The sequence below is a fragment of the Mesorhizobium sp. M0047 genome (genome assembly GCF_040323315.1).
Taxonomy (GTDB): Bacteria; Pseudomonadota; Alphaproteobacteria; order Rhizobiales; family Rhizobiaceae; genus Mesorhizobium.
In genome coordinates this window covers 19,932-34,674 of sequence record NZ_JAMYUW010000035.1, presented here as the reverse complement: position 1 = coordinate 34,674, position 14,743 = coordinate 19,932, and the positions used below count along the sequence as shown (strand labels likewise).

Here is a 14,743-nt window from a genome sequence, read left to right as displayed (position 1 = left end):
CGGCGGCGCCGACAGTTGCGCGAACTCGCATGGTAACGAATGACATGAGCGCTCTCCCGATATGGTCTTTTTATGGGTCGAGCGTAGTTGCCGCGCCGGCATGGCGATACGGGTCAAAGCGCACGGCCGACTGTGCGTTTGCACAGTCGGCCGTAGGAGCGGCGATAATCTATAATATTGGCGAACACCCTGTCGCATCGCGGCGTCGGACTAGGGTCGGCGAACACTCAGCAAAAGCATGGTCAATGTCGCACTCGCGCACGCTACCGCTACGAGCGCTATCACGCCGGCAGAGTTGGACTTTTGCCCTGCGCGAAATGAACCGTGCCGCGCAGGCATAGGACTGCGAACCAAGGTCTCCAGATCGGGCCTGCTGCCGTGTCGAATTGAATAGGCGCGCGTGAACTCGGCACCGAGAAGGAAAATTTCCGACGAGTAGTAGACCCAGAGCAATATGACGAGCAGTCCACCGGCGGCGCCATACGAGGACGCAATCGCGCTGGTGCCGATATACCAGCCGATAAGCGATTTTCCCAACGTGAACAGGGCAGCCGTCACGACAGCACCGATCCCGACATCGCGCCATTCCAGGCTTCGGTCGGGCAAAACTTTGTAGATGGCGGCGAACATCAGGGAGATCAGGACAAACGAAACGACGCCGTTGATCACGCTGAGTATGATCGTTCCGAACGGCAGATGGGCGTTGATAAAATCGCCCAGTGCCGAAATCGCAGCGCTTGCAATCAGAGAGACCAGCAGCAGGAAACCGAGCGCGGCCACCAATCCCAGACTGGCGGCTCGTGCCCGCACCAGACGAGACAAGGAGTTGCCCTGCGGTTCGACCTTCCAAATCGTGTTCAACGACTGCTGCATTTCGCCGAAGACGCCAGAGGCGGCCACCAACAAGGTGACGAGCCCAATGATCGCGGCCCAGGTCCCGTACAGCTTGCTGGATACGCTTTCCAGCGCGGTCTGGAGGAGATCAGCACTTTCCGGCCCCATCAGCCCGGAGATCTGGGCAGACAAAGCCAATTGTGCTGCATCATGACCGAAGACGAGACCAGCAACAGCGACCACAATCAGCAAGATCGGCGCCAGCGAGGTGGCGGCATAAAAAGCCATCGCGGCACCATGACTAAGAGCATTATCGTCGATGAAGCCGGCTACGCTTTCACGCACCAAGTGCCATGAATCTGTGATCGAGGGTCGCACTTTGGGTCCGCAGGCAGCAAATTGGAACGCCGTTCATTAGCAATGCGCCAAGCGTTCCGATGTTCCGCCTGGCCGCGCCACTGGTTTCAGGAATTGGATCGGAATCTGCCCAGCCGTGAGGTGAGGCGTGTAGGGGAAGCCTACTCTTGCCCCGCCAGCCAGGCATCGAGCCGGTCCTGTTCGCGGCGCAGCGCATCGATGTTGATCAGGCCGCGCGCCATGGCGAGATAGATCGCCCGCGTCCGTGAGTTGAACACGGAAGCATCGCTGGCGCCGTCCTCCGCCGGCACGATGCCAAGCTTGTCGTAGACATGCTTGATGCGGCTCTGCGCGCCGCGGATCGACAGGCCCCGGCGTGCCGCGATCGCACGGTCGGTCAGGCCGAGCGCAATGTCGATCAGGCTTTCATATTCGCCGTCGGTGATGCCCTCGAATTTGTCTTGGACGCGGTGCTGGATGCCACGTATCTCGCGATCGATGATGCAGTGGCCTTCGCGGAAAACGCCGCGCAAGGCCGAGCGCATGCCTTCCTCCGTCGCCGATTTGAGCACATAGCCATAGACCGAGCCGGGCGGCACGATGCGCGCCACGCCGCGCACATAGGCCTCATCGGCGAAATTCGACCAGAACAGGATGTGCGTGCCGGCGTGGCGGTTCCAGATCGCCCTGGCAACCTCGATCCCTGTCGCCTTCGGCATCTGCAGGTCGAGCACGACATGCGGCGGCTCTCGCTCGGCCGCCAGATTGATGGCGTCCTCGCCATCGCTCGCCTCGATCACCTCGACATCGCCGGGCCATAATTGCTCCACCGTCCGCCGCGCGAAGGTGCGGTGCAGTCCATCGTTCTCGGCGATCATCACAAGCATCACATGGCCTCCGACACGGCGAACTCGCCGGGCGCTGCTGCAGCCGCCGCAATGGGCAATTCCCGAAATGGCTCCCGGTCGATCTCGACGACGACACGCGTGCCGCCGCTCTTGCGACCGGCTTGGCCGATGCGCAGCCGCGCCCCGATAAGGGCGGCCCGTGTGTGCATGTGACCAATGCCGCCATGCGCCGCCGGGTCGACGACGCCGCATCCCTGGCCGTCGTCGGTGATGATCACCCGCAGCACACTCGCCGTCGACGCCAGCAAGACATCGATGTGGTGCGGCGCGGCGTGGCGAACGGCATTGTTGATCGCTTCCTGCACGATCCGGTAGAGCGCGGTGCGGACAGGCTCGGGCAAGCTGTCGGCGCCGCCGTCGCTGGTGTCGGCGATGCGCACGGCGATCGGCGGCTTGGCCCTGGCGACACTGCGGTTGAGGTGCGCCTCGACCGCGTCGCGCAGGCCGAACAGTTCGAGCACGCTCGGCCGCATATCGTCGACGATGTGGCGCAGTTCCGTGAGACAACCGGCAACCTCCTGCTCGAGATCCGCAAGCTGCGCTGCCCGCGCCACGCCCTGGCCACGCAACGCCGAAAGCTGGCGCGCGATGCGGGCGAGGTCGGCGAGCGTCTGGTCGTGCAGGTCCATGGCCATGCGCCGGCGTTCGCGCTCCATGCCTTCTGTCAGCTGCGAGGCGCCGACCCGCAGCAGCTCGACGCGATTGCCTGCCTCGCTCTCGGCCAGCATGGCGCGGCGTGCCTCCTCGGTCTGGATCAGCGCGAAGATATAGGGCGCGATCAGATCCGCGCATTGCTGGGCGACACCGACATCGGCAAGCGTGTAGCAATCAACCTCGTGCCGGCTGATGTTGAGCGCGCCGATGATGCCGCCACGTGCCCTGAGCGGTACGACGATGCGGCTGCGCAGTTGGGCGGCGAAGATCGGCCCATCGATGGCGGTGGCGAAATGGAAGCGCTCGTCGCTCAGTGCGTCGTCGGCGAGCAGATAGGGTACTTCGCCCCACAGCACCGAGCGTATCGGGCTGACTTCGGTTGGCAGCGGATGCTGGGCAAGCTCGCTCCAGCTGGTGTGGAAACCGGCCTCATAACAGGCGTGGCGGCGGCCGTCATGCGACAGCACCGCCAGATCCATGTGGTCGTGCGGAATGAGCGAGCCGATCTCGATGGCTGTCGCGCGGAACGCCGTGCCGGGATCTATATGGCCGGCAAGCGCCCGCGAAATCGCCAGCAGCCGGTCGATCAGGACCAGGGACACCTCCGGCATGGTTTTCACGATCCTCCCGTGCCGGGAAATAGTGGACGCAGGCTGGCACCGCTGTCAACGACGGCTCGGTTGACGGGGCCGATCAACTTGCGGTGCGGTGATTGAAAACGCTTCGCGTCCTGGTCTAGGGAGGCGAGTCAGGAGACCGACGCAGAATGCCAGTGACGCCGACGCCAACCATTGCTCCGGGCGCCCCGGGAATTCCGGCACGATGGACGCCGAGCGCCAAGAGTGTCGAAACGTCGCTTGGCCGGCCACCCGCAGGGAAGCACGCCGATCTTCACTTTTTTCTGGCCCGGGGCCGGCGATTGGGAGAATGTCGGCTTCTCCGTTCTATCGCGCGCCCAGGATAGCCAGGCGATCCTTCCTCGATAAACCCCGCAAATCTCTTCGGAAACAGGGACGAAACCATGCAGATCGGAATGATGGGACTGGGCCGGATGGGCGCCAACATGGTTCGGCGCCTGATGCGTGACGGCCATGAATGCGTCGTCTACGACATCAACCCCGCCAGCGTCGCGGCTCTGGTGACCGACGGGGCGCTAGGGGCGGCTTCAATGGAAGAATTCGTCGGCAAGCTGGCCAAGCCGCGTTGTGTCTGGCTGATGCTGCCGGCGGCCATCACCGGCAGGATCATCGATCAGGTCGCGCCCCTGATGGAGCCGGGCGACATCGTTATCGACGGCGGCAATTCCTACTATCACGACGCCGTCGACCAGGCCGCGAAACTGGCCGCCAAGGGTATCCATCTCGTCGATGTCGGCACCAGTGGCGGTGTCTGGGGGCTGGAGCGTGGCTATTGCCTGATGATCGGCGGGCCCGATGTGGCGGTGCAACACCTCGACTCGATCTTTGCCACGCTGGCGCCGGGCGCCGACGCCGGCTCCAATCTGCTTAGGGATGCCGGAACCGCGCCCTATGGCTATCTGCATTGCGGACCTAGCGGCGCCGGCCACTTCGTCAAGATGGTGCACAACGGCATCGAATATGGCGTCATGGCCGCCTATGCCGAAGGCATGAACATTCTGAAGTCGGCCAATGCCGGCAAGCGCAAACGAACGGCGGACGCCGAGACCAGCCCGTTGGAAAACCCGCAATACTATCAGTTCGACATCGACCTTCCCCAAGTGGCCGAGGTCTGGCGGCATGGCAGCGTCATCGGCTCTTGGCTGCTCGACCTGACGGCCGGCGCATTGAAAGGCGATCCGGGCCTGGCGAATTTCGGCGGCCGCGTCTCGGATTCCGGCGAAGGCCGCTGGACGTTGAAGGCGGCGATCGACACTGGCGTGCCGGCGCCGGTCTTGTCCTCGGCGCTGTTCGACCGCTTCTCCTCGCAAGGCGAATCCGAATTCGCCGACAAGCTGTTGTCCGCCATGCGCTATGCCTTTGGCGGCCATGTCGAAAAGACCGGCAAGTGACGGCGACAGGGGAGACGCGCGCATGAGCCAGGAACGCTCCGACACGCTGGTGCTCTTCGGAGCGACCGGCGACCTCGCCCACAAGAAGATATTTCCAGCGCTTTACCAGATGGTCGCCAAGGGCACGCTCGCCGAACCGGTGATCGGCGTCGCCTTCGACGCCTGGGACATCAAGCAATTGCAGGCCCGCGCCCGCGACGGCATCGTCAATGCGCTGGGCAAGGTCGACGAGAAGGTGTTCGCACAGTTCGCCTCGCAACTGCGCTATGTCAGCGGCGACTACCGCGACGGAGCGACCTTCGAGAAGCTGAAAAGCGCCCTCGGCACGGCACAGCGGCCGATGCATTACATGGCGGTGCCGCCGACCATGTTCGAAACCGTCGTCCAGGGGCTGGAGCAATCGGGCACGGCCCAGGGCGCGCGGCTGATGGTGGAAAAGCCTTTCGGCCACGATCTGCAATCGGCACGCTGGCTAAACCGGGTTCTGCATCTGGTGTTCGACGAACAGTCGATCTTCCGCATCGACCACTATCTCGGCAAGGAAGCGATCCAGAACCTGCTCTATTTCCGCTTCGCCAATTCCCTTCTCGAGCCGATCTGGAACCGCAATTTCGTCGAGAGCGTGCAGATCACCATGGCCGAGGATTTCGGCATCGAGGGTCGTGGCCGCTTCTATGACGATGTCGGCTGCATCAGGGATGTCATCGAGAACCATCTGCTCAACATCCTGTTGCTGCTTGCCATGGAGCCACCCGTCGGCCGTTCCGCCGACGACCTGATCGACGAGAAGGTGCAGGTGCTGCGCGCCATCCGCACGCTGACCAGGGACGATGTCGTGCGCGGCCAATTCACTGGCTATCTCGCTGAACCGGGCGTGGCCCCGAACTCGCCGGTCGAGACCTTAGCGGCGGTGCGCTTCTTCGTCGACACCTGGCGCTGGCAGGACGTGCCGTTCTTCATCCGCGCCGGCAAGAACATGCCGGTGCATGTCACCGAAGTGGTTGTGCGGCTGAAGCGGCCGCCGCTCGACGTCTTCGATCCGATCAAGCCCGCCGACCAGAACTACGTCCGCTTCCGTATCGACCCGCAGGTAGTGATCGCCATCGGCGCGCAGCGCAAGGCGCCGGGCGACGACATGATCGGCGAACAGGTCGAACTGACGGCGCTCGACGACAGCAAGGGCGACATGCCGCCCTATGAGCGGTTGATCGGCGACGCCATGAACGGCAACGGTCAGCTGTTTACCCGCCAGGATGCCAGCGAGTTGGCCTGGCGCATCGTCGGCCCGGTGCTCGGCGACACCACGCCGCCGCATCTCTACGAGCCGGGGACATGGGGTCCGGCGGACGTTATGGGCGGCTTCGGGCCGCCCAACGGCTGGATCGATCCGGAAAAGTGAAAGGGTGACACAATGGCCAAGGCGGTGAAGCAATCGGTATCGGGCTCCGAGAAATCAGGCACTGAAAAGATCGTGCTTTCGATTGATATTGGCGGCTCGCACGTCAAGATCCTGACCAGCGCCGGCGGTGCGGAACGCAGGGCGGACTCCGGACCGGGCCTGACGCCGCAGCAGATGATCGACGCGGTGAAGAAGCTCGCCGAGGGCCTGTCCTATGATGTCATTTCGATGGGCTATCCCGGCCCGGTCAATCATAACAGACCGCTCACCGACCCCGCCAATCTTGGCAAGGGTTGGGCTGGATTTGACTTCGCGAGTGCGTTCGGCAAACCGGTGAAGGTGGTCAACGACGCACTGATGCAGGCCATTGGCAGTTACGAAGGCGGGCGCATGCTGTTCCTCGGGCTCGGCACCGGTCTGGGCGCGGCGATGATTGCGGACAATGTCGCCCAGCCGATGGAACTCGCCCACCTGCCCTATAAGAACGGCAAGAGCTTCGAGGACTATGTCGGCGAACGCGGCCTGGTAAAGCGCGGCAAGAAGAAATGGCGCAGATATGTCTTCGATGTGGTCGAACGGCTCCGTGCCGCCATGCTGCCTGACTATGTCGTCATTGGCGGCGGCAATGTCGACAAGCTCGATGAATTGCCCGCCGACTCCAGGCGCGGCGACAACACACGCGCCTTCGAAGGCGGATTTCGTTTGTGGCGCGACAAGGCGCTGATAGTCTGATATTGTTATTGTTTAATATAGTTGTTCAAAATAACGTGTGATATGATACAAGTCATTGCAGTGCGCAGATTTGCCGATTAGGAATTCCGCGCCACAACAACGCCGCCCGTCCCGTGGATGCACAAAGGACGCTTTAGCATTTTGATTTTGCGCATGATCCTTCGGGGAATCGAATCCGATTTTCAGGTCATTCGCTTTTAGACGGAGAAATAGAGTGATCGACGATAGCAACAGCGCCCGTAAAGACATCGACCTGCTCGAGCTGACCGCTCACATCGTATCCGCTTACGTCGAGAAGAACCGTTTGCCCGTCTCCGGCCTGCCTGACCTCATCGCCAGCGTCAGCGCCTCGATAAGCGGGCTCGGCAAGCCGGTGGCCCCATTGGCTGCTCCGCTGGTTCCGGCGGTCAACCCCAAGAAGTCGGTGACGCCCGATTACATCATCTGCCTCGAAGACGGCAAGAAGTTCAAATCGCTGAAGCGTCACATCGGCGTGCATTTCGGCCTGACGCCGGACGCCTACCGCGCCAAATGGGGCTTGCCGTCGGATTATCCGATGGTCGCCCCCAACTATGCCGCCTCGCGCTCGCTGCTGGCGAAGTCGATCGGTCTTGGCCGCAAGGCCGCCCCCATCAAGGCACCTAAGGGCAGGAAGGCCAAAGTTTCAGCCTGAGGCATGTCGCTCAAAAGCATTTCCTCGGGCTTGACCGAGGGTGCGCAGTAGTTTGGGATAACGACCTCCTAAGGCAAGGACCTATTTCGGCGCTGAGCCAATCAATTGATTGAAGCCTGCCGGCGAATCCGCCTTGGCAGGCTTCATGTTTTTATGGCTTGGATGGGTCGAACGGGTTCGTTGGGGAGTGAGCCATGAACTACACCAGAATGGTGATCGAGAAAGAGGCGCCGGAAGAGTACGGCTACGACCGTATCCGCCACAATCTCTCCGAAAGCTCGATCGCCGACCAGAAGCTCTCCGACATCGGCCTGTCGCTGCCTGATCTCACGCTTTTCTATGGTGAGCATCGCGGCGACAAGGCTTTGCGCGCGCAGATATCGGCGCAGCATGCCGGCATTTCATCAGATGATGTCCTGGTCACCGCCGGCGCCGCAGGCGCGCTGTTCATCATCTCGACCTCGCTTTTGTCGGCGAACGACCATCTCGTCGTCATCAGGCCCAATTACGCCACCAACATCGAAACCCCACGGGCGATCGGCTGTGCCATCGGCTTTGTCGACCTGGCTTTCGAGGAAGGCTTCGCCATCGATGTCGAGCGCGTCAAGGCGGCGATGCAGCCGAACACCAGGCTGATCAGCGTCACCTGCCCGCACAATCCGACCGGCACGATGATAAGCCGGACCGATCTCGATGCGCTGGTGGCGCTGGCCGAAAGCAGCAACTGCCATCTGCTGGTCGACGAGACCTACCGCGACCTCTCCTATGGCAAGCGGCTGCCGTCGGCCGCGTCGCTGAGCCGGAAGGCGATCAGCGTCTCGTCATTGTCCAAGGCCTTCGGCATTCCCGGCATCCGCATCGGCTGGCTGATCACCAGGGATGCGGAGCTTCAGGAAAAGTTCCTCGCCGCCAAGGAGCAGATCGGCATCTGTGGCAGCGTCATCGACGAAGCCATCGCGCGCGGCATGCTCGAGCGCCGCGACGCTTTCCTGGCGACGCTGCTGCCTGAAATGGCGAAGCGCCGCGACATCGTCCAGGCATGGATCGACCGCGAGCCGCTCGTCGACTGGGTGCGGCCGGAAGGTGGCGTCGTCGGCTTCCCCCGCCTGAATGTCGATCACGGTTTCGATCTCGACCGGTTCTATGTGAATCTGCTTGAGAACCACGGCACGTATGTTGGGCCCGGCCACTGGTTCGAGATGGAGAAGCGGTTCTTCCGCATCGGCTTTGGCTGGCCGACGGAAGCCGAACTACGCGGCGGCCTCGACGCAATCTCCGCCGCGCTGCAGCAGTAAACTCCCCGTGCGGTCGATGGAGCAGGTTGAAAATTCCTTGATCCAGCACCGATTTTGACGCATATCCGCGGCGAACTGAGCTAAAAGTTCCGCCAGCCGGACCAGCGCCCATCGTGGAAGTGCCCCGCCAGCTGATGCCATCACAACGGGGCCTCTTGAATCCATGACAACCGAACAGATATTGCCCGACCAGCGCTATGCCGCGTTCCGCCATCGCTCCTTCCTGAGCTATTGGGCGGCGCGTTTCCTCACCACCTTCGCCACCATGATCGTGTCCGTCGCTGTCGGCTGGCAGATGTACGACCTGACCCGGAACCCGCTCGATCTCGGCCTGGTCGGCATCGTCCAGTTCCTGCCTTCGCTGCTGCTGGTGCTGGTCACCGGCGTCGTCGCCGACCGCTTCGGGCGTCGGCTGATCATGGCGCTGGCGGTGGTGCTGGAAGCGATCTGCGCGCTGACGCTGCTGCTTCTGACGCTTCGCGGCATCGGCGGGCCGCTGCCGATTTTCGCCGTGCTTGCCATGTTTGGCATCGCCCGCGCCTTCTTCGGTCCGGCCTCCGCCTCGCTGTTCGCCAATCTGGTGCCGCCTGAGGATTTCGCCAACGCCATCGCCTGGAATTCATCGGCCTGGCAGACGGCGACCATCGTCGGTCCGGTTGCCGGCGGCCTGCTCTACGGCGTGTCGCCGGAAGTGGCCTACGGCACAGCCGCCGTCCTGATGCTTGTGTCCGGGCTGCTGATCTTCACCATCCCGAAGCCGTCGCAACGCACGGAGACCGAAAAGCCGACGATGCAGAACCTGTTCGGTGGGTTCAGCTACATCTGGAGCGAGAAGATCGTGCTGGGGGCTATCTCGCTCGATCTGTTCGCGGTGCTCCTGTCCGGCGCCTCGGCGCTGCTGCCGGTCTACGCGCGCGACATCCTTCAGCTCGGCCCCTGGGGTCTCGGTCTGCTGCGCTCGGCCCCGGGTGTCGGCGCCATCTGCGTCGCCGTCTGGCTGGCCGGCCATCCGATCCGCAACCATGCGGGTTTGATCATGCTCGGCTTTGTCGCCGCGTTCGGCGCCTTCACCGTGCTGTTTGGCCTGTCGACCATCACCTGGCTGTCGATCGTCGCCCTTGCCTTCCTTGGCGCGACCGACATGTTCAGCGTTTACATCAGGGAGACCTTGATCCAGCTGTGGACGCCCGACCATGTGCGTGGCCGCGTCAATGCCGTCAACCAGGTCTTCGTCGGAGCTTCCAACGAGGTCGGCGAATTCCGGGCCGGAACGATGGCAGCACTGATCGGCACGGTACCGGCCGTCGTGGTCGGCGGTTTCGGCGCGATCGTCGTCGCCGGATTGTGGGTGGTGTTGTTCCCTCAACTACGCAGGGTGCGCCATCTCAGCGGGCGCAATTGACGTGTCTTATCGAGCGGCCGGCTTGCCGAAGATCAGACGCAGGAACTCGTCCAGCCATCGCCTGAGATGCATGTCCCAGATCAGCCGGCCGCCGAGATGATCGCGGCCGGGCTGCGCGCCCGGCAGCTCGAAGCGATGCGCGCCGCGCACCACCCAGCGCTGCATCATCACCCTGGTCAGCTCGCCATGGAACTGGATGCCCCAGGCATTGTCACCATAGCGGAAGGCCTGATTGGGATAGGTCTCGGCCGTCGCCAGCAGCGTTGCGTCCTTGGGTAGCGAAAAGCCCTCGCGGTGGAACTGATAGACCATCTCAGGCCAATGCATCAGTTGCTTGCCGGCTTCGGTCGCCTTCAGCGGATACCAGCCGATCTCGACCAGCCCTTCGCCGTGGCCCTCGACCTTGCCGCCGAGATGGTTGACCAGCATCTGCGCGCCAAGGCAGATGCCGAGGCACGGCCGGTTCTCCCTGAGCGGTATTTCCAGCCAACTGGTCTCGCGGCGGACGAATTCATCCTCGTCATTGGCACTCATCGGCCCGCCGAACACCACCGTGCCGGCATGGCCGTCCAGCGTGTCCGGCAAAGTGTCGCCCAGCGGCGGACGTCGAACGTCGAGCTCGAAACCCTCTTCCAGCAGCATATGGCCGACGCGCCCGGGGCTCGAATTCTCCTGATGCAGCACGATCAGTATCTTCGGCTTCGAACTCGTTTGGCGCGGCATGGGAAGGCGAAAACCTATTCGTCGCTCGATGTTCCGGTGGCGCCAGGTGCAAGTGCGGCCGCCTTGCGGCGCGCCTCGACACGGTCGCGGCGCTCGACGCCGATCAGCTCGGCGACGCGCCAGACAGTGTTGTCCTCCAGCTCGTGCAGCTCGCCATCGGCATAGACGATTTCCCACATCAGGCCGATGAAGGCCTTGCGCGCATCGGCATCGAGATGACGCTTCAAGACACTGGTGAAGGCATAGAGGTCGATCGCCTCATTGTCGGCCCGCTCGCCGGCGGCGACAAGCGCTTCAAGTTCGGCACCGCTGATCGAGTAGCTCTGCGCCAGCACCGCCTTGAACCGCTCCCATTCGACATCCTGGCGCACGCCATCGGCGTTCATCACATGGTAGAGCAGCGCCGAAGCCGCAACGCGGGGATCGTCCGTACTGGAACGCGCGCCAGCGCCGGACGGCAAATCCCTGAGAAATGACAGAACGCGTTCAAACATAGATCCATTCCTCAGAGCATGATGCCGAAAAGTGTGAAGCGGTTTTCTCGGACAAACGGGACCCGTTTGTCCAGACATCATGCTCTATTTCCTTGAGTCAGAGGGGCCTGGCGGCCGGCCCAATTCAAAACAACCGAAACCGGCGTGGCGATTTTTCCGCTTCCTCGTCCGGATCGACGCCGGGATCATCCGGCAGCCGCGTATGCTCCTCGGCCGGCTCGACGCCCTCGGCATCTGTCGGCACCGCGGCGAAGGCCGCCGCCGTGATCGGCCTGACATGATCCTCTTGGCTCTCGGTGTCCTTATCCGCGGTCCCGGTCGGGCGGCTTTCATCGATCACCTCGACCGGCCTCTTCTCGCTCGTCGGCTTTGCCAGTGCTTCAACGACCGGCGCCGCACTGGCCGGTGCATCGTCATGGCTGTCGATCAACTGGCCGAGACGCTCCATCGGGGCGCGCCACTCGAAGGCATCTAGCCGACCCGTGATCGGCGATACCGGCGCCCAGCGTTCCGACACCACGCCGTCGGCGACCCAGGCCGGATCGCGCGGCGCCCGTACCGCCCTCGACAGCAGCTGCCGCACCTTACCCTGGTCGCCGGTCTCGGCCTCCTCGATGTCCGCGAGCAGCAGATAGGCGCCCTCGCGGCGGTCCATCCGGATCGCGGACTCGGCCTCGCGGCGGGCGGTCGAGAAGTCCTGCGCGTCGAGTGCGGCGCGCGCCACCGTCATCGACGATTCGGCGTGGTTCTTCTTCATCTCCTGCAGCTTCTTCGCCCGGTTGAGGCGGTCGAGCACGGCGTCACCCGGCCTTGCATGTGTATAGAGCTCGGCGACCTCAGGGTGCGGCTCGGCCTTCCACGCCGCCTCGAGGATCTTTGAGCCCTTGCGCACGTCGTTCTGCTTGAAGAATGCCGCGGCGGCGGCAACGGCGGCGGGCGCGAAGTCCGGCCGAAGCCGGTTGGCCTCGATCGCCGCGGTTCTGGCGGCAGCGGGATCGCTGTCGGCGAGCGCCTGCGCCTTGGCGGTCAACAGCACGGCGCGGCGGCGATTGGCGGCTTCGCGCTCGATCTGCCGTGTCGCCTTCTGCGCGTCGACCAGTTTCAAGGCGCCGTCCCAGTCGCCGCGCGCCGTCAACTCTTCCAGCGTCGATTCGGCGGCCCAGGCCAGCTGCGGCGCCACCGCCGCGGCGCGGCCGGCGTAGTGTCTGGCGGCGTTGCGGTCGCCGAGCCGTTCAGCTTCGAGATAGAGCCCGCGCAGGCCAAGCAGCCGCATTTCGGGATCGTCGAGCATGCTCTCGAATTTCTGCCGCGCTCCTTCATGATCGCCTTCGAGCAGCGACGCCTGCGCCTCCAGCAGATGGATCAGCGGTTCCTGGTCGGAACGGATCAGCTTGGCCGCTTCCTTGGTCTTCTTGCGGGCCAGCGCCCCGTCACCGGCGCCGGCGGCGATCATGCCGGTCGACAGCGCCTGATAGCCGCGATCGCGACGGCGGACGCGGAAATAGCGCGAGATGGTGTAGGGGCTGTTCCAGAGCGACTTGAGCAGCCACCACAGGATCATCACCGCGGCGACGACCGCGACGACAGCCACCGCCGCCACCATCAGGCTGACCTGGTATTGATAGCCGCTGAAGGTGACGACCATGTCGCCCGGACGGTCGGCCAGCCAGGCAAAGCCCAGTCCGAGCGCGAAAACGACGATGAGGAAGCCCAGCAGGCGGATCATTCTGTTGCCCTCATGCCTTCATCGCGCCGGAGATCAGTGCGTCGACCTGCGTTTCGACTTCGATGCGTGCCTTCAGTTTGCCGGCAAAGTCGGCGCCGGCAGCCTTGGCGGCTTGCGGCAGCGTGTCATATTCACTGAGTGCCTTGGCGTAGTCGCCCTTTTTGACCGCCGCTTCCATCCGCGCGACGATCTCGGGCGCTCCAGCACCTTCGACAGCGCCGATCGGCCTGACCTTCACCAGCGATTCGGCGCTCGACAAAAGGTTCTGCAGGAAGCCGGCATTCTCATCGACAGGGGTTGCCGCGGCGACCATGGCAGTGGCGGCGGCATCTGTCTGCGAGGCGATCTCGGTGCGGGTGGAGACGCCCTTTTCAGCATAGGGGCGCAAGGTCGCAAGCTGCGGCGCGTCCGGTGAAATCGCGGCGAGGGTTTCGAGTTCGGCCGCAAACGGCCCGCCACGCTCGAGCGCCGCCTTCAATGCCGACGCGGCGATGGCGAGCGCGATCTTCGGCTGTCCGGCCGTCGCTTCTACCTTGCCGGAAAGTTGCGACACCGACTGCTCCAATGCGGTGAGCCTGCCATCTTGCGCTGTCATCGCCGCGCCTGTCGACTTCGCCAGTGTATCGAGGCCGGCCAGTTTTTCGTTGAGCGGGCCGAGATCGACCGGCGCCGTGCCGCCTGCCTTGCCAAGTGCTGCGACCTCCGATTCAATCTGCTTGATCCTGTCGCCCAGTGCGGCGAGCCCGGCAGTGTCGCCAGCTCCGCCGGATTCGACCGCCGATTTCAGCGCCGCGACATCGGCCCTGACCTGCTCCAAGCCTGAAGACAGCCCGACTATCTTGGCTGCTGCATCGCTGTTGCCGCCAGCTTCCTTCAAGCCGGCGATTTCGCTCTTCAGCGAAGCGATCTCGACATTGACGCCCTCGAGCGAGACACCGGCATTGGAGCCCGGCGCGCCGAGCAGGCCCGCAAATTGCAGCCCCCCGGCGCCGAGCAGCGCGATGACGCCACCGATGATACCGGCAGCGATGCCGTTGAAGCTGCTACGCCTTGCCGGGGGCGGTACCATTTCCTCGTCCCGGGCCTCGGTTTTGGCTTTGTTGCCGTCGGTCTGCGTGCGCTTCGCCGATGCGTCTTCGAAATTGTAGTCGAAGGCTTTGGTTTTGCCGGCCGGCGCGTCGGACGATCCGGGATCGTTGGACGATTCGGGACCGTCGAACGATCCGGGATAGGGGAGCTCAGCCTCACTACTGCCCTTGCCCGCCGCCGCTGGCTGCTCCGATTCGGCGTGGGCGTCGGCATGCTCCCAGGGCTCGAGGTCGGTCTGGTCGGCATGCACCGGCTCATCGGGGCCCTCAGCCTGCGAAGCGTTCTCTGCTTCCTCAGCCTTCGCCTCGTCTGTCTGGGCCCTGGCTGCATCCTCGTCGACGACGCGTGAAACGGCGCCTGGCTCCAGATCGATGGTCACCGGCTCGCGGCGGCTTTTCGAGTGTCGCATCTTCGGCGTCTTGACCATG

General features: G+C 63.6%; 13 protein-coding genes. 6 read left to right on the top strand and 7 right to left on the bottom strand.

Annotated features, from left to right (window positions below; translation table 11 throughout):
* Positions 1–210 precede the first annotated feature (210 nt).
* The 3 genes from NKJ89_RS26395 to NKJ89_RS26385 all read right to left on the bottom strand — a co-directional run bounded on the left by NKJ89_RS26395 (position 211) and on the right by NKJ89_RS26385 (position 3,364).
* Entirely contained in the window at positions 211–1,179 is a 969-nt protein-coding gene (locus NKJ89_RS26395) for a YihY/virulence factor BrkB family protein (protein ID WP_352606944.1), read from the bottom strand.
* 173 nt (positions 1,180–1,352) lie between these two features.
* A complete protein-coding gene (locus NKJ89_RS26390; RefSeq protein ID WP_352606880.1) occupies positions 1,353–2,078 on the bottom strand; it encodes a response regulator in 726 nt (241 codons plus the stop codon).
* Positions 2,078–3,364, bottom strand: a complete 1,287-nt coding sequence (locus tag NKJ89_RS26385; protein WP_352606878.1) for a sensor histidine kinase — start codon at positions 3,362–3,364, stop codon at positions 2,078–2,080. Before NKJ89_RS26385 ends, NKJ89_RS26390 begins: the two co-directional genes overlap by 1 nt.
* Positions 3,365–3,774: 410 nt before the next feature.
* Between NKJ89_RS26385 and gnd the strand changes: the two genes are divergently transcribed.
* The 6 genes from gnd (at position 3,775) to NKJ89_RS26355 (ending at position 10,283) form a co-directional block, all read left to right on the top strand.
* The gene (gnd, locus tag NKJ89_RS26380) at positions 3,775–4,782 is read left to right on the top strand and encodes a phosphogluconate dehydrogenase (NAD(+)-dependent, decarboxylating) (RefSeq protein ID WP_352606876.1); all 1,008 of its coding nucleotides are present in this window, start codon (positions 3,775–3,777) and stop codon (positions 4,780–4,782) included.
* Positions 4,783–4,804: 22 nt separating this feature from the next.
* Positions 4,805–6,181, top strand: a complete 1,377-nt coding sequence (zwf, locus tag NKJ89_RS26375) for a glucose-6-phosphate dehydrogenase (protein ID WP_352606874.1) — start codon at positions 4,805–4,807, stop codon at positions 6,179–6,181.
* Positions 6,182–6,193: 12 nt separating this feature from the next.
* Positions 6,194–6,913 carry an ROK family protein gene (locus tag NKJ89_RS26370; protein ID WP_352606872.1) on the top strand — a complete coding sequence of 240 codons (720 nt, stop codon included), beginning with the start codon at positions 6,194–6,196 and terminating at the stop codon, positions 6,911–6,913.
* A gap of 214 nt (positions 6,914–7,127) precedes the next feature.
* Positions 7,128–7,586, top strand: coding sequence for a Ros/MucR family transcriptional regulator (locus NKJ89_RS26365; RefSeq protein ID WP_023760920.1), 459 nt, complete (start codon positions 7,128–7,130; stop codon positions 7,584–7,586).
* A gap of 194 nt (positions 7,587–7,780) precedes the next feature.
* The gene (locus NKJ89_RS26360) at positions 7,781–8,881 is read left to right on the top strand and encodes an aminotransferase class I/II-fold pyridoxal phosphate-dependent enzyme (RefSeq protein ID WP_023760921.1); all 1,101 of its coding nucleotides are present in this window, start codon (positions 7,781–7,783) and stop codon (positions 8,879–8,881) included.
* 163 nt (positions 8,882–9,044) lie between these two features.
* Complete coding sequence (locus tag NKJ89_RS26355) at positions 9,045–10,283, top strand: MFS transporter (RefSeq protein WP_352606870.1); 1,239 nt, start codon at positions 9,045–9,047, stop codon at positions 10,281–10,283.
* 6 nt (positions 10,284–10,289) lie between these two features.
* On the opposite strand, the gene NKJ89_RS26350 is transcribed toward NKJ89_RS26355, so the two are convergent.
* The 4 genes from NKJ89_RS26350 to NKJ89_RS26335 all read right to left on the bottom strand — a co-directional run bounded on the left by NKJ89_RS26350 (position 10,290) and on the right by NKJ89_RS26335 (position 14,742).
* Complete coding sequence (locus NKJ89_RS26350) at positions 10,290–11,006, bottom strand: glutamine amidotransferase (RefSeq protein ID WP_023760923.1); 717 nt, start codon at positions 11,004–11,006, stop codon at positions 10,290–10,292.
* A 14-nt stretch (positions 11,007–11,020) separates the two neighbouring features.
* Positions 11,021–11,500 carry a tellurite resistance TerB family protein gene (locus NKJ89_RS26345; RefSeq protein ID WP_352606868.1) on the bottom strand — a complete coding sequence of 160 codons (480 nt, stop codon included), beginning with the start codon at positions 11,498–11,500 and terminating at the stop codon, positions 11,021–11,023.
* 124 nt (positions 11,501–11,624) lie between these two features.
* Positions 11,625–13,226 carry a heme biosynthesis protein HemY gene (locus NKJ89_RS26340; RefSeq protein WP_352606866.1) on the bottom strand — a complete coding sequence of 534 codons (1,602 nt, stop codon included), beginning with the start codon at positions 13,224–13,226 and terminating at the stop codon, positions 11,625–11,627.
* Positions 13,227–13,236: 10 nt separating this feature from the next.
* Positions 13,237–14,742: a COG4223 family protein gene (locus tag NKJ89_RS26335; protein ID WP_352606864.1), complete on the bottom strand. Its 1,506-nt coding sequence runs from the start codon at positions 14,740–14,742 to the stop codon at positions 13,237–13,239.
* Between the last annotated feature and the right edge of the window lies 1 nt (position 14,743).